Below are 17140 nucleotides of genomic sequence, written 5' to 3' on the forward strand. Positions count from 1 at the left end.
CGATGCCCACCACCGTCCCGCGCCTCGCCTGTCGGCTGCTGCTGGCGGCGGCCGTCCTGCTCGGTGCAGTCGCCGGTGTGCTGGCCGGCGCCCCGCCGGCCAGCGCGCACGCCTCGCTGAGCACCACCAGCCCGGCGCGGGAGTCGGTGGTGGGCTCCACGCCCGCGCTGGTCTCGCTCACCTTCTCGGAGCGGGTCGGCATGTCCGACGGGTCGATCCGGGTCCTCGACCCCAGCGGCGAGCGGGCGGACACCGGCGAGCTGAAGGACCAGCGCAGCGGCGACACCATCACCTACGGCGTCGCGCTGAAGCCCGACGTGCCCGACGGCACCTACACCGTCGCCTGGAAGGCGATATCCGCCGACACCCACCCCATCTCCGGCGCGTACACCTTCTCCATCGGCGCCCCCTCCAAGACCTCCGTCGGCACCATCGAACCGCCGACCGCCAGCGCCTCCGTCGAGAACCTGTACACCTTCGGCCGCTACGCCGCCTACACCGGCTTCGTACTGCTCGCCGGCGGAGCGGTGTTCGTGCTCGGCTGCTGGCGCGAGGGCGCCTCGAACCGCTCTGTGCAGCGGCTGACCGTCGCCGGCTGGCTGCTGATCACCGCATCCACCGCGCTGCTGCTCCTGCTGCGGCACCCGCTCACCAACGCCGGAGGACTCTCCGACGCGCTCAGCCTGAGCGGGCTGCGGGCCGTGCTGGAGACCAACTCGGGTTCGGCCCTCGTCTCCCGCCTGCTGCTGCTCGCCACCGCGGCCCTGTTCCTCTCGGTGCTGTTCGGCGCCTACCGCAGGGAACGCCCCGACAAGGAGGTGCGCGACCTGCGCTTCGGCATGGTCGTCGGCTGGACGGTGGTCACCGCGGGCATCGCCGCGACCTGGGCCATGTCCGAGCACGCCTCCACCGGCCTCCAGCCGCAGGTGGCCATGCCGGTCGCCGTGCTGCACCTGCTGGCGGTGGCGGTCTGGTTCGGCGGGCTGGCGATGCTGCTCACGGCCCTGCACCAAGGCCCGGCCGTGCCCACCGAGGTCGTGCGCCGGTTCTCCCGTATGGCCTTCGTGGCCGTGGTCGTGCTCGTCGCCACCGGCGTCTACCAGTCCTGGCGGCAGGTCGGCACCTGGACGGCGCTGACGACCACCGAGTACGGGCGGCTGCTCATCATCAAGGTCGGCCTGATGGTGGTGCTCACCGGCATCGCCTACTTCTCCCGCCGCTGGACCGGCCGCCTCGCCTCCACCCCGGCCGGGGCAGAAGCGCAGGCGTCGGCGTCGGCCCCGGCGGGAGACGACGCCGCAGACGCGGACGCGGGGGAACGCGCCGGGGAACGGGTCACCGCCTCGGTCGGCGCACGCGAGACCACCACCGGGACCGCCGCCGAGGGGACCACCGAGCCGAGCGCCGAGGCGTCCGCTCTTTCCGACTCCGCCGCGCAGACCGACACCGACCCGACGCCCACCGACACCTCCCCCACGCCCGCCACCCCCGCCACGTCCGACACCCCCGCCACGTCCGACACCTCCGACGCCGCTCCCGTCCCCGGCGACCCGGCACGGGCGGCGCAGCTCGCGCGGCAGGAGGCGGCGGTGGCCGCCGCACAGCGGCAGCGGGAGCGGGACGCGGACCCCGTGCGGCGCGGGCTGCGCCGGTCGGTGCTGGCCGAGGCGGCCGTGGCCGCCGTGCTGCTCGCGGTCACCACGCTGCTGACCAACACCGAACCGGCCCGCACCGTGGAGAACGCCAGGTCGGCCGGGCACGCCACTCCGGTCGACGCCCCGAGGGAGTCGGTGTCCCTGCGCATGCCGTTCGACACCGGCGGCAAGGACGGCAAGGGCACCGCCGAGGTCCGCCTCGTCCCGACCACGACCAGCGACTACACCCTGTACGTGAAGACCGACGTGGACGCCGAGGAGGTCCGCGTCGCCTTCAGCCTGCCGGAGAAGGATCTCGGCCCGCTGCCCGTGACCCCCGAATCGGTGATGGGTGACAAGACCCACTGGGTCCAGACCAAGCTGCAGATCCCTCTCGCGGGAGAATGGGAGGTCGCCGTGACCGTCCGCACCTCGGATGTCGACCAGGCGACCGCGACCAAGAAGACCAGGATCGGCTGACCGTTCGCATGCACGACGACGACAACAACAGTTCCCTGTCCCGCCGCCGCCTGCTGGGCACGGCCGGCGCTGCCGGCGCCGCCGGGCTGGTGCTCGGCACGGCCGGCGGCGCGGTCGGGCACACCGCGCTGCGCGACGCGCCGACCGCGCTCGCCAGCGTCGGTTCCTCGGCGGTGCCCTTCCACGGCAGGCACCAGGCCGGCATCACCCAGCCGGCGCAGGCCCACAGCCATCTCGCCGCCTTCGACCTGTCACCGGGCGCCGGGCGCCGGGAGGCCACCGCGCTGCTGCGGCGCTGGTCGGCGATCGCCGCCCGGCTGGCGGCCGGCGAGGCCCCCACCGGCGGGGCGCCGGACACCGGAGTCGCCCTGGACGCCGGGCCGTCGTCGCTGACCGTCACCTTCGGGTTCGGCCGGACCTTCTTCGACCGCACCGGCCTGGCCGCGCGGCGGCCGAAGGAGCTGGCGCCGCTGCCGGAGTTCTCCGCGGACGCGCTCGACCGCAAGCGGTCCGACGGCGACCTGTGGGTGCAGATCGGCGCCGACGACTCGCTGGTCGCCTTCCACGCGCTGCGCGCACTCCAGCGCGAGAGCGGCGACGCGGCCCGGCTGCGCTGGCAGATGACGGGCTTCAACCGCTCGCCGGGCGCCACCGCCGACCCCCGCACCACCCGCAACCTGATGGGGCAGGTGGACGGCACCAACAACCCGAAGCTGACCGATCCGGACTTCGCCGACCGGGTGTTCGTGCCGTCGGACGGCTCGCCCGGGTGGATGCGCGACGGCAGTTACGCCGTGGTGCGGCGCATCCGGATGCTGCTGGACGACTGGGAGGAGCAGCCGCTCGCCGCGCAGGAGAAGGTCATCGGCCGGCGGAAGTCGGACGGCGCGCCGCTGACCGGCGGCGTCGAGGCGACACCGGTGGACCTGGACAAGCGCGGCAGCGACGGCCTGCCGGTGATCGCCGCCGACGCGCATGTGCGGGTGACCGCGCCGGAGTCCAACGGGGGAGCGGCCATGCTGCGGCGGCCGTTCTCCTACCACGACGGTTTCCGGTCGGACGGCGCCCCGGACGCCGGGCTGCTCTTCGTCGCCTGGCAGGCCGACCCGCGGCGGGCCTTCGTCACGGTGCAGCGCAAGCTCGACCGCGGTGACGCGCTGTCGAAGTTCCTCCGCCACGAGGCGAGCGCGCTGTTCGCCGTTCCGGGCGGCGCCCGGGAGGGCGAGTACGTGGGGCAGCGGCTGCTGGAGGGCTGAGGGGCGGCGGCCCGCCCGTCCCCGCCGGCCGCCCCGGGGGTCGCCCGAAGGTTGAGACCCGGCGGCGGGGCGCGTCCCGGCTGGCTACTGTGGCCGCATGTCACCCGCGAGCCGCTACACGTATCTGGGACCTGAGGGCACGTTCACCGAGGCCGCGTTGCGCACGCTGCCGGAGGCCGCCACCCGCGAACTGGTGCCGATGGTCTCGGTGCCGGCCGCGCTGGACGCGGTACGCGCCGGTGAGGCGGCTGCCGCGCTGGTCCCGATCGAGAACTCGGTGGAGGGCGGGGTCACCGCCACACTGGACGAACTGGCGTCCGGCGAACCGTTGATGATCTACCGCGAGGTGCTGCTGCCGATCGCGTTCGCGCTGCTGGTGCGGCCGGGCACTCCGATGGACTCGGTCAAGACGGTCACCGGGCATCCGGTCGCCCAGCCGCAGGTGCGCAACTGGCTGGCCGCGCACCTGCCCAACGCGGTGTGGGAGTCGGCGGCCTCCAACGCGGACGGCGCCCGGCTGGTGCAGGAGGGCCGCTTCGACGCGGCGTTCGCCGGGGAGTTCGCCGCGCCGACCTACGGTCTGGAGGCGCTGGTCACCGACATCCACGACGCGCAGAACGCCACCACGCGCTTCGTCCTGGTCGGCCGGCCGGCCCGGCCGGCGGCGCCCACCGGTGCGGACAAGACCTCGGTGGTGATGTGGTTGCGGGAGGACCACCCCGGCGCCCTGCTGGAGCTGCTCCAGGAGTACGCCTCGCGCGGGGTGAACATGATGCGGATCGAGTCGCGGCCCACGGGCGAGGGCATCGGCCGGTACTGCTTCTCGGTGGACTGCGAGGGCCATCTCCAGGACCGCCGGGTGGGCGACGTGATGATGGGCCTGAAGCGGGCCTGCCAGAAGGTGCGGTTCCTCGGCTCCTACCCGCGTGCCGACGCGGTCCGCCCCGAGCTGCGCCCCGGCACCTCGGACGCGGACTTCACAGCCGCCGCCGACTGGGTGCAGCGCTGCATGGACGGCCGCGGCTGACCACCAGCGGCGCTCGGGCCCGACCAGGGGCGGTGGGCTGGGGAGGCGCGGGCTGGGCCGGATGGCCGCCTGCCCATACCCGAAGGCGGGACGCCCTGTGCGTGACACGCCTGCGGGGGTATCGAAAAGTTATCCACAGGCACCTGGGGGTTCTGTGCATAAGTCGACACCAGAACCCGACACTGTCGACAAAGCGGTACGCAGTACACAGACTCCGCACAGCAGGACGGTCCCGGGCGCGTCACCCCTCGCGGCCCGACCCACCCTTCCGGGTAAGGCAATTCCCCTCGAACGAGTGTGTAACGGCGGTTTACTCGGGGAATTCATACGCCTTCACGAAACGGCACAAGCGATCTTCACCGCTTTCCACAGAATCACCCCCCACCCTGTGGATAACTTGACAGGCCACGGATCTCACTGTGGATAACGACGGTTAACCACAGCCGCCCCCAGGGGCCTCAGCCCCGCCCGGGAACCGGCCCGACAGGCGCCGTCGGGCCCGCCGTCCCCGGTGACCACATCGCCACTTCCCCGCTCCCCCGCTCCCCCGCCGCCCGTTCGCCGTCGATCAGAACGTCGATCAGCGCGTTGATCAGAACGTCGATCAGAACGTCGATCAGCGCGTTGATCGATCCGTTGGTCACGACGCTCTCCGAGCAACGCGCGGAGAAGGCTTTTCCCGCGCTTCCGCGCACTTCCCCACTTAACAAAAGGGATCAAAACCCACCAAGCGGGATATCGGTTCGAGAGCCGCCCGGCGGCCCCGGTAACCTGAGGGGGTGATTGACCTTCGCCTGCTTCGTGAGGACCCCGACCGTGTGCGCGCCTCCCAGCGCGCCCGAGGAGAGGACGTCGGCCTGGTCGACGCGCTCCTCCTGGCAGACGAGCGGCGCAGGTCGTCCGGTGTCAGTTTCGACGAGCTGCGCTCCCGGCAGAAGCAGCTCGGCAAGCTCATCCCCAAGGCCGCCGGCGACGAGAAGGCGGACCTGCTCAAGCAGGCCGCCGAGCTGTCCGCCGCGGTGAAGGCCGCCGACGCCGAGCAGGACGAGGCCGCTGCCGAGGCGCAGCGCCTGCTGCGCCAGCTCGGCAACCTGGTGCACCCCGAGGTGCCGGTGGGCGGCGAGGAGGACTTCACCGTCCGGGAGACGATCGGCACCCGCCGCGACTTCGCCGCCGAGGGCTTCGAGCCCAAGGACCACCTGGAGCTGGGCCAGCTGCTCGGCGCCATCGACGTCGAGCGCGGCGCGAAGGTCTCCGGGTCGCGCTTCTACTACCTGACGGGTGTCGGCGCCCTGCTGGAGCTGGCCCTGGTCAACGCGGCCATCGCGCAGGCCACCGAGGCCGGGTTCGTGCCGATGCTGACGCCCGCGCTGGTCAAGCCACGGGCCATGGAGGGCACCGGCTTCCTCGGCCAGGCCGCGGAGAACGTCTACCACCTGGAGAAGGACGACTACTACCTGGTCGGCACCTCCGAGGTCCCGCTCGCCGCGTACCACATGGACGAGATCGTCGAGGCGTCCCAGCTGCCGCTGCGCTACGCCGGGTTCTCGCCCTGCTTCCGCCGCGAGGCGGGCACCTACGGCAAGGACACCCGGGGCATCTTCCGGGTCCACCAGTTCGACAAGGTGGAGATGTTCTCCTACGTCGACCCGGCGGACTCCGAGGCCGAGCACCTGCGGCTGCTGGAGTGGGAGAAGCAGTGGCTGACCGGCCTGGAACTGCCGTTCCAGGTGATCGACGTGGCCACCGGCGACCTGGGCGCGTCCGCCTCCCGCAAGTTCGACTGCGAGGCGTGGATCCCCACCCAGGGCAAGTACCGCGAGCTGACGTCGGCGTCCAACTGCAACGAGTTCCAGGCCCGCCGCCTGTCGATCCGGATGCGCGACGGCAAGCACGTCAAGCCGCTCGCCACCCTCAACGGCACGCTCTGCGCGGTGCCGCGGACCATCGTGGCGCTGCTGGAGAACCACCAGCGCAGCGACGGCTCGGTGCGCGTCCCGGAGCTGCTCCGCCCCTACCTGGGCGGCCGTGAGCTGCTGAAGCCGGTCGGCGCATGAGTTTCCCCTACCGCCTGGTCGCCACCGACCTGGACGGCACGCTGCTGCGCAGCGACGACACCGTCTCGGCCCGCACCCGCGAGTCGCTCGACCGGGCGACGGCCGCCGGTGCCGCGCACCTGGTCGTCACCGGCCGGTCGGTGCCGTGGACGCGGCACATCCTGGACGACCTCGGCTACCGGGGGCTCGCGGTGTGCGGCCAGGGCGCGCAGGTCTACCACGCCGGGGAGCACAGGCTGCTGACGTCGGTGACGCTCGACCGCCGGCTGGCGGCCACCGCGGTCGCCAAGATCGAGGCGGAGATCGGCCCGCTGGCGCTCGCCGCGTCCCGGGACGGCATCGACGGCGAGGTGCTGGTCGGCCCGGGGTACCGGGTGCAGGAGGGCCCGCTGCCGGCCCGGTCCTACGACGACCCCGCCGAGCTGTGGGCCGAGCCGCTGAACAAGCTGTACCTCCAGCACCGGGAGCTGGGCGACGACGCCCTGGCCGAGGCGGCGCGGCGCCTCGTCGGCGACCTGGTCGGCATCACCATGGCCGGCCCCGGCATAGTGGAACTGCTGCCGCTGGGCCTGTCGAAGGCGACCGGCCTGTCCCTCGCGGCACGGCGGCTGGGCGTCACCGCGGCCGAGACCATCGCCTTCGGCGACATGCCCAACGACCTGCCGATGTTCGGGTGGGCGGCGTACGGCGTGGCCATGGCCAACGCGCACCCGGAACTGCTCGCGGTCGCCGACGAGACGACCGCCTCGCACGACCAGGACGGCATCGCCGAGGTCCTGGAACGCCTGCTCGCGGCCTGACCGCCGCTGCCGCCGGCCCCGCGGCGCGGTGCTGCCGCGGGGGGTCCGCGGGCGCGCGTCCGCACGCGGGCGCGTCCGTCGCCGCGGGGTTACGCTCCCGCTATGACGCGCACAGTGGTGATCAGCGGCGGCGGCACCGGCATCGGACTGGCGACGGCCCGGTGCTTCGCCGCGGGCGGCGACCGCGTGGTGCTGGTCGGCCGGCGCACCGAGGTGCTGGACCGGGCGGCGGACTCCGTGCCGGGCGCCCTGCGGGTGGCCGCCGACCTGACGACACCCGAAGGGGCCCGCGCGGTCGAGCGGTTCGTCGCCGACGAGTGCGGCGCGGTGGACGTGCTGGTGCACAACGCGGGCGGCAACGGCGCCCTGGAGGAGGAGCCCGAGCCGTCGGACCGCCCGGCGGTGGCGGCTCCGGACCCGCTGCTGCCGCTTGCGCGGCACTGGGAGCTGAACTTCCGGCTGAACACGCTGACCGCCGTGCTGCTGACCGAGGCGCTTGAGGCGCGGCTCGCCTCGCCGGGCGGCCGGGTGCTGTTCGTCAGCTCGATCGCCGCGCACCGCGGCTCCGGCACCACCGCCTACGCGGCCGGCAAGGCGGCCCTGCACCCGTACGCCTTCGACCTGGCCCGACGGGTGGGCGGCCGGGGCGTCACCGTCAACCTGGTGGCGCCCGGCTACGTCGAGGGCACCGGGTTCTTCGGTGCGGGACTGCCCGAGGAGCGGCGGGAGGAACTCGTCGCGGAGACGCTGACCGGCCGTCCGGGCGAGCCGGGGGACGTCGCGGAGACGCTGCACTGGCTCGCCTCGCACGCCGCCGGGCACATCACCGGCCAGGTCGTGCACGTCAACGGCGGCGCGGCACTGGGCCGCTGACCACCGGGCCCCTCGTCCGGCCGTCCCGATCCCCCGTCCGCCCGGGTCAGTGGCCGATGCGGCGGTTGCGGCCCGCGCCCATCCCGAGCAGGCCGAGCACCGCGCACAGGGCGAGCAGCAGGGCCAGCGGCAGCGTCCAGCCGCCGGTGAGCTGGTGCAGCGCGCCGAGCGCCAGCGGTCCCGCCGCGGCCAGCAGATAACCCCAGGTCTGCGCCATGCCGGACAGCCGGGCGGCGGTGTGCGCGTCGCCGGAGCGCAGCACGATCATGGTGAGGGCCAGCCCGACGGTGCCGCCCTGGCCGACGCCGAGCAGCGCCGCCCACAGCCACGCCGCCTCGACGGGTGAGACGAGCAGCCCGGTCACGCCGGACGCCATCAGCGCCACCACGGCCACCGCCAGCAGCCGCTGGCTGCTGAGCCGGCCGGCGATCAGCGGCACCAGGAACGAGCCGGCCATCTGCACCAGGGTGCTGAAGGCGAGCATGAGCCCGGCGGCGCCCCTGGCCATGCCGTGGTCGATGTAGATGGTCGGCAGCCAGGCGATCGTGACGTAGGCGACGGTCGACTGGAGGCCCATGAACAGCGTCACCTGCCAGGCCAGGCCCGACCGGGTGAGCCGGGGGCCGGGCGCCGGCGGCGCGGCGGCGGGGGCGGCACGCCGGGTCCGGCGGGCGAGCGCGGCGTGCGGCAGCCACGCCAGCGCGGCGACGAGGGCGGGCAGCGACCACGACACCAGGGAGCCCTGCCAGCCGCCGAGGAGGTCCTCCAGCGGCACGGCGACGGCGGCGGAGACGGTGGCTCCGGCGATCATCGCGGTCGTGTAGAGCGCGGTCATGCCCGCGGCGTGGTCGGGAAAGTCCCGCTTGACCAGTCCCGGCATCAGCACGTTGAGCAGCGCGATGGCGCCGCCGACCACCGCGCAGCCGCCGAACAGCGCGAGGGCGGGAGGTGCGATGCGCAGCAGGTTGCCGGCGGCGAGCAGCACCAGCGCGCCGAGCAGCACGGTCTCGGTGCCGTAACGGCGGGCGAGGCGCGGGGCGAGCGGCGACACGAGGCCCATGAACACCAGCGGGATGGTGGTGATGAGGCTACTGCCGGTGGCGGTGAGGCCGAAGTGGGCGCTGATGCCGCCGAGCAGCGGGGACACCCCGGCGAGCGCGGCCCGCATGTTGAGCGCGGCCAGTACGAGGGCCGCGAGCAGCAACGCGGGGTGGTTGCCGCGCGGTCCGCGGCGGAGGGCGCGGACGGCACCGGCACCGACACCGGCACCGACGGCACCGACACCGCCGCGAGGCGAGGCGGGCGGCGAGGGTGCAGAAACGGATGCGGGTGCGGCGGACACGAGCGCCGGGGCCGTCAGCGCGGCGGGTCCGGAGGCAGGTCCGTCGGCGGGTGGCTGCGGTGCGGTGAGGCTGTCGAGGCTGTCGGGACGGGCCGTGGACACGAGGGGCCTTTCGGGGTGGTGCTCAGGCAGGTGCCCGCGTACGGGTGGTGCTCAGGCAGGTGGGAGGCGGGACGGAGGCACGCGCGAACGGGCGCGCGGGGGCACGGTCGGCGGCGCCACGCTGGGCGGGCGGCCGTCGGAGGGCAGCCGGGAGGGCGGGTCGGCAGGGCGGGTCGGCAGGGTGCCGGAGTGCCTGGCCGGAGTGCGTGGCCGGGGTGCGTGGCGGTGTGCCGCGTGCGGCGCGGGGTCAGGGCGCGTCGGGGATGTTGACCAGCAGCGCGTCGACGGCCGCGCGCGGCACGTCGAGCAGGGCGCGGACGGCCTGTTCGGCGGCGTCCGGGTCCCGGGAGGCGATGGCGTCGACCACCGCGCGGTGGTCCCCGGCGATGATGCCGGGCAGTTGATCGTCGCGGAGCGCGTCCAGCAGCGCTTCGCGGACGGAGCTGCTGAACCAGCGGTAGGTGGCGGTGAGCGCCGGATTGTGGGCGGCTTCGACGACCGCGACGTGGAAGGCGGTGTCGTGCTCCGCGTACAGCTCGTGCTGTCCGCCGACGGGCTGCCCGGCGTCGTCCTCGCAGGCGGCCTGGGCGGCCAGCGCGGCCCGCATCCGGTCCAGGTCGGCCTGGTCGTGCCGGAGCGCGGCCAGGCGGGCGCCCTCGGCCTCCAGCGCGATGCGCACGTCCAGCACGTCGCGGATGCCTGCGCGGCGGACCGCGCGCATGATGTCGCCGGGGTCGGCGCAGGACACCACGAAGGTGCCCTCGCCCTGCCGGGAGCGCAGCAGCCCGGCGTGGACGAGCACCCGCACGGCCTCCCGCACGGTGTTGCGGCCGACGCCGAGCTGCTCGGCGAGTGCGTGCTCGGTGGGGATGCGCGTGCCGACCTGCCAGTGGCCGTCGGTGAGCTGGGTGCGGAGCTGTTCGACGACGGTGTCCACCAGTGAACGGCGTCCTGCGGTCTCCAGCGCCTTCATGCCCCACTCCTCCCCTTCGGTTGCCCGGTCATCCTACAACCGGATGACCGAAGGGTGTGACGGGGGTCGGCGGCGGTCAGCCGCGGTAGGTCTCCAGCAGCCGCAACCAGATCTCGCTCATCGTGGGAAAGGCGGGCACCGCGTGCCACAGTCGCTCGATCGGCACCTCGCCCGCCACGGCGACGGTGGCGGCGTGCAGCAGCTCGCTCACCCCGGGGCCAACGAACGTCACCCCGAGCAGCACCTGCCGCTCCTCGTCGACGACCATGCGGGCCCGGCCGCGGTAGTCGTCACCGTGCAGCGAGGCACCGGCGACGTCGCCCAGCTCGTAGTCGACCGCGCGCACCCGGCCGCCGCGCGCATCGGCCTCCGCCGCCGTCAGCCCGACCGCGGCGGCCTCCACCGGGCCGAAGACGACCTGCGGCACGGCCTCCCGGTCGGCCGTGGCGGCGTGCGCGCCCCAGCGGTCGGTCTCCAGCAGCGGCACGCCCTGCGCGCGGGCCGTGATGGCGGCGGCGGCGATCCGCGCCTGGTACTTGCCCTGGTGGGTGAGGAGGGCGCGGTGGTTGACGTCGCCGACGGCGTACAGCCAGCCGCCCCTGACACCGTTCACCCGGCAGCTGTCGTCCACGTCGAGCCAGCCGCCCGGTTCCAGGCCGACCGTCTCCAGCCCGAGGCGGTCGGTGCGCGGGGTGCGCCCGGTGGCGAACAGCACCTCGTCGGCGACCAGTTCCGAGCCGTCGTCCAGCTTCAGCGTCACCGGTCCCTGCGCTGACGGGCGGTCCACCGCGGCGACGGACGTACCGGTCCGCACCGTCACCCCGTCGGCGGCCAGCGCCTCCGCGAGCAGGTCACCGGCGAACGGCTCCATGCGCGGCAGCGGCCGGTCGCCGCGCAGCAGCAGCGTCACCACCGAGCCCAGGGCGTTCCAGGCGGCGGCCAGTTCGACCCCGACCGGGCCCCCGCCGACCACCGCGAGGCGGGCCGGCACGGTCTGGCTGCCGGTGCCCTGCCGGTTCGTCCACGGGGCGGCGCCGCCGAGCCCGGGCAGGTCGGGGACCGCCGCCCGGGTGCCGGTGGCGACGACCACGGCGTGCCGGGCGGTCAGCATCCGCTGCACGCCCTCCGGCGTCTCCACCACGACCCGGCGGGGCCCGTCGATGCGGCCGTGGCCGCGGACGAACTCCGCGCCGGTGGAGTCGATCCACTCCACCTGGCCGGAGTCGTCCCAGTGCGAGGTGAACGCGTCCCGGCGTGCCAGCACGGCCGCCGCGTCCAGGCGCCCGCTCACCGCCTCCCGGGACCCGGCGACGCCCCGGGCGCCGGCGAGGGCCGAGGCCGGGCGCAGCAGCGCCTTGCTCGGCACGCACGCCCAGTAGGAGCACTCACCCCCGGCCAGTTCGCTCTCCACCAGCGCGGTGGACAGTCCGTTTGCCCGGGCCCGGTCGACGAGGTTCTCCCCCACCGGTCCGGCACCCAGCACGATCACGTCGAAGAGGTCCATCCGCCCATCATGGCCCTGCACGGCGGGCGCTGCCGGGTGAGCGCGCCGGACCGGTCACGGCCGGGCGCGCCCCCGCCGTCAGCCGGCGCGGGCCGGGACGGGAGCCGGGAGCGGTGCCGGGGCGGGCACGGCGGGCCGGGAGCGCGGTGCGGTGAGGCGTTCCGCGCCGTCCGGCACCGGGACCGCCGCGAAGATCCGGCCCTGCTGCTCCCTCAGCTCCGCCACCCGCTCCGGAGAGGTGCCGGGCAGCCGCTGCTCCTCGTACAGCGGGTGGGTCTCCACCGCCGCCCGGTGGCCGGCCTCGGTGTGGAACTGCACCTCGAAGCGGTGGCCCGCCATGGGCTCCCGCCAGGCCGAGTTGACCGCCTTGTAACTGTCGCGGTTCTTCCAGGTGTTGCTCCACCGCACCGACTCGTGGCCGAAGTCGGCGAGCATCACGGAGGCCGTCCGCACGCCCTCGGTGTACTCCCCGTCGGACCACCGCAGGGTGTAGCGCACCGAGTCGTTGATGTCGCCGAGCGCCTGGTGCACGCTCTGCGAGGGGTCCTCCTCCAGCCAGGTGGCGACCTTGCGCTTCAGCGAGTCGGGGGTCTTCAGCCGCTGGTCGAAGCCGACGAGTTCCGCGCCGCTCCAGGACGCGACGGTCCGCAGCTGCGGGCTGAGGTGCTTCTCGGCCTGCTCGGCCTCGTCGAGGAAGGCGTCCACCGCCCGGTTGTCCTCGGCGTCGAGCCGCAGCCCGCCCTTCTCCCAGCCGCCGCCACCGGGCGGCTGGTGGAACTGCGGCTCCTCGACCGGCAGTGGCAGCTCCGGTCCGGCGAGGGCCGCGGCGCCCTGGGCGGGCGCGGCGCCGAGCACCAGGGCGAAGGCGGCGCCGGTCAGGGCGCGGGCGGGGAGGCGGTTGAACGTCATCGGAGCAGTTCCCATCGCTGAACCAGCAGTGCGCGGGGTTCAACGCGGCCATCGGCGGCCGGTCACGGGAACTGCTCCCGACGAGCGTCTTCTCAGGGCGGGCCCGCCGCCCCGCGGCTCACTCCTCGCCGGCGAGGGTGAGGCCGCGCAGCTTGTGCGAGGCGAACCAGGTGCCGGCGACCGTCACGGCCGCGAGCAGCACCGCGGCCGTCGGCAGCGCCACCTCGGTGTTGATGGTGACACCGCTGCCCACCACCTTGTCGGCGACGGCGAGGGCCCACTGCTGGATGCTGAGTGTGCGGGCGCCCGGCACCAGCGAACCGATCAGCGCCTCCCAGATCAGCGCGTACACCAGGCCGAAGACCACCGCGTGCCGGCTGATCGTGCCCAGCAGCAGGAACAGGGCGCTGTAGGCGATGGACGCCACGACGGCGGCGATCGCGAAGCCCGCGGCGATCTGCTGGCTGCCGCCGACCAGCACCAGCCCGGCGACCAGCACCGGCAGCGCGGAGAAGGCGATCGTGATGCCGATGGCGACGACGAGCTTGGTGAAGATGATCGTGGACCGCTTCAGCGGCTTGGCGAGCAGGTAGACGATCGAGCCGTCGTCGATCTCCGGGCCGATCGCTCCGGTGCAGGCGATGACACCGATCAGCGGGACCATCGTTGCCAGCGCGAACCCGCTGAGCAGGTTCACCGCGACGTCGTCGTCGGCGGCACCGAACCCGCGCACGGCGACGGCGATCAGCAGCAGGAGCGCGGGCAGCGCGCAGAGGATGAGCGCCCGGCGGCGGCCGAGCAGCGCCCGGTACGTGAGCCGGGCGACGGTGGGGTCGTACGTGGGCATCGCGGGCTCCTTGCTAGGCCGTGACGAGGTAGGAGAAGACGGATTCCAGGGACTCGTCCGACGGGGAGACGGTCAGCAGCCGGATGCCGTGGGACCGTGCGATCCGGGGGAGTTCGGTGGTGAACCGGCCGAAGTCGACCGCCTGGACGCGCAGGGCGTGCTCGTCGGCGTCCAGCTGGATGCCGGCCGTGGACGGGTCGGCGATCAGCGCGGCGGCGAGCGCCCGGTCGTCGCTGGAGCGCACCAGGTAGCGGTGCGGGCGGTCGGTCATCAGGCGGCGGATCTTGCGGAAGTCCCCGCTGGCGGCGTGCCGCCCCGCGACGATCACCTCGATGTGGGAGGCGAGCTGCTCGACCTCCTCCAGGATGTGCGAGGAGAACAGCACCGTGCGGCCCTGCGCGCCCATCTGGCGCAGCAGTTCCATCAGGTGCATGCGCTGCCGGGGGTCCATGCCGTTGAACGGCTCGTCCAGCAGCAGCACGGACGGGTCGTGCACCAGGGCGGAGGCCATCTTGACGCGCTGCCGCATGCCCTTGCTGTAGGTGGAGATGCGGCGGTCGGCGGCGTACTCCATCTCGACGGTGCCCAGGGCGCGCCGGGTGGCGGCCCCTGGGTCGTCCAGGCCGTGCAGTTCGGCGTTGGCCAGCACGAACTCCTCACCGGTGAGGAAGTCGTACATGCCCTCACGCTCGGGCACGAGGCCGATCTGCCGGTAGACGGACTCGTTGCGCCAGATCGCCGCGCCGTCGAGGGTGACGGTGCCGACCGAGGGCGCGAGGAACCCGCCCATCATGTGGATGAGCGTGGACTTGCCTGCGCCGTTGGGGCCGAGCAGCCCCGTCACGCCGGGGGCGATCTCCACGGTCACGTCGTTCACGGCGACGACGTTCCCGAACCAGCGGGACGCGTGGTCGATGCGGATGGTGGTCACGGCGTCTCCTCGTTCACGGACGTGCGGCTCGGCTGCGGCCGTCCGGCCGCGTCACTGGGCTGCCTGCTCACAGTCCCGCCTTCCGGAAGCGCCGCAGCAGCAGGAAGTAGCTGCCCGCGATCAGCACGGCGGTGACGAGCAGGTAGCAGACTCCCGCCGCGTCGCCGGGCACCAGCGCGTCGGGGAAGTCGGACGTGCCGTCCAGGAACTTCGACTGCAGACCGGACATCAGCGTGCCGGGCGAGGCGAGGCCCAGCCAGCCGACGGCCTCCAGGGCGTTCTGCTGGTAGGCGATGAACTGCACGGTGGTGACGGCGAAGTAGGGAATGGTCAGCACCGCGATGATGGCCGCCACTCCGAAGCCGCGGCGCGGGGTGAGCGCGGCGACGAGCAGGCCGAGGCCGGCGTGCACCACGGCGAAGACGACCGCCAGGACGAGGCCGAGCGCGAACTGCTTCGTCTGCTCGGCGAAGCCCAGCTCCGCCAGCAGGCCGCCCGCGTACAGCACCACCAGCGGCACGCCGAGGAACACCAGCAGCGCGCCGGTCATCGCCCCGTACTTCGCCAGCACGTAGTCGGCGCGTTCGATGGGCCGCGAGAAGTACAGCGGCACGGTGTGGAACCGCAGGTCGCGGGAGATCAGCTGGGGGGCCGTCGAGGCGATGAACAGGCCGATCAGCGGCATCATGTACAGCGGGTAGTCGGTGTACTTCAGTGGCAGCTGCTTGGCGTCGGTGAAGATCGCCACGGCCACCATGATGAGCGCCGGCACGCACATGACGCCGAACAGGATCATCGGCAGGACCTTGGACTTGCCCGAGCGGCCAAGCCCGTACGCTCCGCGCAGCGACTGCGCGAACAGCGACAGCCGCGCGTAGGAGCGGCCCAGCCGAGCGCCGTCGTAGGAGCGGTAGCCGATGTTGTGGATGCTGGCACCGGCCGGCTGCCCGGGGGCGGTCGGCAGCCCGGGGGCGGCGCCCGGGGGCGGGCCGTCCTGGGCGGATCGGGGTGACGAGGACTCAGACCGCATCGCTGCCGCCTCCTTCTGTGCCCGCGGTGTGCTGCGGCTCGGTGCCGGCGTGCTGCGGCTCGGTGCCCGCGTGCTGCGGCTCCGTACCGGCTGCGTGCTGCGACGGGTCGGACTGGAACACCTCGGCGATGCGGTGGCGGCGCTGCTCCATCCGCACCAGGCCGAGGCCGAGGTCGGCGATCGTGTCCCGCACGATGTCGTGGGCGCTCTCGTCCCGCACGTCGACGAGGACCAGGTGCCCGGCACCGGGCAGGCCCTCCTCGGTGGGCGCCGGCTCCACCAGCAGTCCGGCCGCCCTCAGCGCGTCCCGCAGGGCGGTGCTGCCGTCGGGGTGCGTGTCGGAGTCCGTCACCTCCACGGCGAGTGCCGTGGTGGCCTGCGTGAAGTCCGCCGTCGCGGAGGAGCGCAGCAGCGCGCCGCCGTCGATGACCACGACGTGGTCGCAGGTGCGCTCCAACTCGCCCAGCAGGTGCGAGGTGACCAGCACCGAGATGCCGAAGTCGGTGTGGATGCGGCGGATGAGGCCCAGCATGTCGTCCCGGCCGACCGGGTCGAGGCCGTTGGTGGGCTCGTCGAGCATCACCAGCTGCGGGTCGTGGACAAGCGCCTGGGCCAGCTTCACTCGCTGCTTCATGCCGGTGGAGTAGCCGCCCATCGGACGGTACCGCTCCTCGTACAGGCCGACGTGGCGCAGCGTGTCCGCGGTGCGCTCACGCGCGGCGGTGGCCGGCAGGCCGGACATGCGGGCCATGTGCACCACGAACTCCGTCGCCGAGACGTCCGGCGGCAGGCAGTCGTGCTCGGGCATGTACCCGACCCGCTCCCGGATGGCCGACCCGTGGCTGCGCACGTCCATGCCGAGCACGCTGGCGGTGCCCTCGGTGGCCGGGGCCAGACCGAGGAGGATCTTGATAAGAGTGGATTTACCGGCCCCGTTGGCGCCCACCAGGCCGGTTACGCCCGGTGTGATGTCCACGGTCAGCCGGTCGAGCGCGGTCACCCGGGGGTACCGCTTGCTGAGGCTTTCGGTCGCGATCACAGTCACGTCCCTGACGGTAGTGGCGCAGCGCACAGCGCACGTCAACCCGGACGGCTGGATCGCCCTCCCCCTCAGGTCGTAGACACCCGTACGGGCGGGGGCCGCTGGTAGGGGATGCCGCGGTCCGTTGCGCGGTCTGTCCGCGGTCTGTCCGCTTGAGCGGGCGAGGCGAGCCGGGCAGGCACCTACGTTGTTACCGACGGTATCCACAGGCCGGGCGGGACTCTTGACGCAGCCAGCGGCTGTTGTCACATTGATCGGTGTCAGGGTGCGGCAGGCACCGCCGGACGGCGCTGACGCGGCATCGGCACGGGCGCAACATCGGCTGCCCGAGCG

General features: G+C 73.6%; 15 protein-coding genes. 6 read left to right on the top strand and 9 right to left on the bottom strand.

The features are described 5' to 3' along the window. Nucleotides 1-2 precede the first annotated feature (2 nt). From QNO07_RS16415 to pheA, 3 genes are all read left to right on the top strand, one after another. On the top strand, nucleotides 3-2114 hold the full coding sequence (locus QNO07_RS16415) for a copper resistance CopC/CopD family protein (RefSeq protein ID WP_283992764.1): 2112 nt from the start codon (nucleotides 3-5) through the stop codon (nucleotides 2112-2114). A gap of 8 nt (nucleotides 2115-2122) precedes the next feature. Next, on the top strand, nucleotides 2123-3370 hold the full coding sequence (gene efeB, locus QNO07_RS16420) for an iron uptake transporter deferrochelatase/peroxidase subunit (protein WP_283992765.1): 1248 nt from the start codon (nucleotides 2123-2125) through the stop codon (nucleotides 3368-3370). Between the two features lie 97 nt (nucleotides 3371-3467). Next, nucleotides 3468-4397 carry a prephenate dehydratase gene (pheA, locus tag QNO07_RS16425; protein ID WP_283992766.1) on the top strand — a complete coding sequence of 310 codons (930 nt, stop codon included), beginning with the start codon at nucleotides 3468-3470 and terminating at the stop codon, nucleotides 4395-4397. 458 nt (nucleotides 4398-4855) lie between these two features. Here the strand turns inward: pheA and QNO07_RS16430 are convergent, their stop codons facing one another. Continuing rightward, nucleotides 4856-5041: a hypothetical protein gene (locus QNO07_RS16430; protein WP_283992767.1), complete on the bottom strand. Its 186-nt coding sequence runs from the start codon at nucleotides 5039-5041 to the stop codon at nucleotides 4856-4858. Nucleotides 5042-5176: 135 nt separating this feature from the next. Here QNO07_RS16430 and serS point away from each other — a divergent pair, with 135 nt between their 5' ends. From serS to QNO07_RS16445, 3 genes are all read left to right on the top strand, one after another. Next, on the top strand, nucleotides 5177-6454 hold the full coding sequence (gene serS, locus QNO07_RS16435) for a serine--tRNA ligase (protein WP_283992768.1): 1278 nt from the start codon (nucleotides 5177-5179) through the stop codon (nucleotides 6452-6454). Continuing rightward, a complete protein-coding gene (locus QNO07_RS16440) occupies nucleotides 6451-7254 on the top strand; it encodes an HAD family hydrolase (protein WP_283992769.1) in 804 nt (267 codons plus the stop codon). The genes serS and QNO07_RS16440 overlap by 4 nt, the downstream gene beginning before the upstream one ends. A 102-nt stretch (nucleotides 7255-7356) precedes the next feature. Continuing rightward, nucleotides 7357-8127: an SDR family NAD(P)-dependent oxidoreductase gene (locus QNO07_RS16445; protein WP_283992770.1), complete on the top strand. Its 771-nt coding sequence runs from the start codon at nucleotides 7357-7359 to the stop codon at nucleotides 8125-8127. Nucleotides 8128-8173: 46 nt separating this feature from the next. On the opposite strand, the gene QNO07_RS16450 is transcribed toward QNO07_RS16445, so the two are convergent. From QNO07_RS16450 to QNO07_RS16485, 8 genes are all read right to left on the bottom strand, one after another. Then, complete coding sequence (locus tag QNO07_RS16450; RefSeq protein ID WP_283992771.1) at nucleotides 8174-9571, bottom strand: CynX/NimT family MFS transporter; 1398 nt, start codon at nucleotides 9569-9571, stop codon at nucleotides 8174-8176. A gap of 247 nt (nucleotides 9572-9818) precedes the next feature. After that, entirely contained in the window at nucleotides 9819-10544 is a 726-nt protein-coding gene (locus QNO07_RS16455) for a FadR/GntR family transcriptional regulator (RefSeq protein ID WP_283992772.1), read from the bottom strand. 76 nt (nucleotides 10545-10620) lie between these two features. After that, a complete protein-coding gene (locus QNO07_RS16460; protein WP_283992773.1) occupies nucleotides 10621-12048 on the bottom strand; it encodes a dihydrolipoyl dehydrogenase family protein in 1428 nt (475 codons plus the stop codon). Between the two features lie 78 nt (nucleotides 12049-12126). Next, nucleotides 12127-12957: an ATP nucleotide 3'-pyrophosphokinase gene (locus QNO07_RS16465; RefSeq protein ID WP_283992774.1), complete on the bottom strand. Its 831-nt coding sequence runs from the start codon at nucleotides 12955-12957 to the stop codon at nucleotides 12127-12129. 118 nt (nucleotides 12958-13075) lie between these two features. Continuing rightward, complete coding sequence (locus tag QNO07_RS16470) at nucleotides 13076-13804, bottom strand: ABC transporter permease subunit (RefSeq protein ID WP_283992775.1); 729 nt, start codon at nucleotides 13802-13804, stop codon at nucleotides 13076-13078. Nucleotides 13805-13817: 13 nt separating this feature from the next. Next, nucleotides 13818-14735 carry an ABC transporter ATP-binding protein gene (locus QNO07_RS16475; protein WP_283992776.1) on the bottom strand — a complete coding sequence of 306 codons (918 nt, stop codon included), beginning with the start codon at nucleotides 14733-14735 and terminating at the stop codon, nucleotides 13818-13820. Nucleotides 14736-14802: 67 nt separating this feature from the next. Next, nucleotides 14803-15765, bottom strand: a complete 963-nt coding sequence (locus QNO07_RS16480; RefSeq protein ID WP_283992777.1) for an ABC transporter permease — start codon at nucleotides 15763-15765, stop codon at nucleotides 14803-14805. Continuing rightward, nucleotides 15755-16804 carry an ABC transporter ATP-binding protein gene (locus QNO07_RS16485; RefSeq protein WP_283992849.1) on the bottom strand — a complete coding sequence of 350 codons (1050 nt, stop codon included), beginning with the start codon at nucleotides 16802-16804 and terminating at the stop codon, nucleotides 15755-15757. Before QNO07_RS16485 ends, QNO07_RS16480 begins: the two co-directional genes overlap by 11 nt. Nucleotides 16805-17140 lie beyond the last annotated feature (336 nt).

The organism is Streptomyces sp. 549 (assembly GCF_030124175.1).
In the GTDB taxonomy this organism is placed as follows: Bacteria; Actinomycetota; Actinomycetes; order Streptomycetales; family Streptomycetaceae; genus Streptomyces.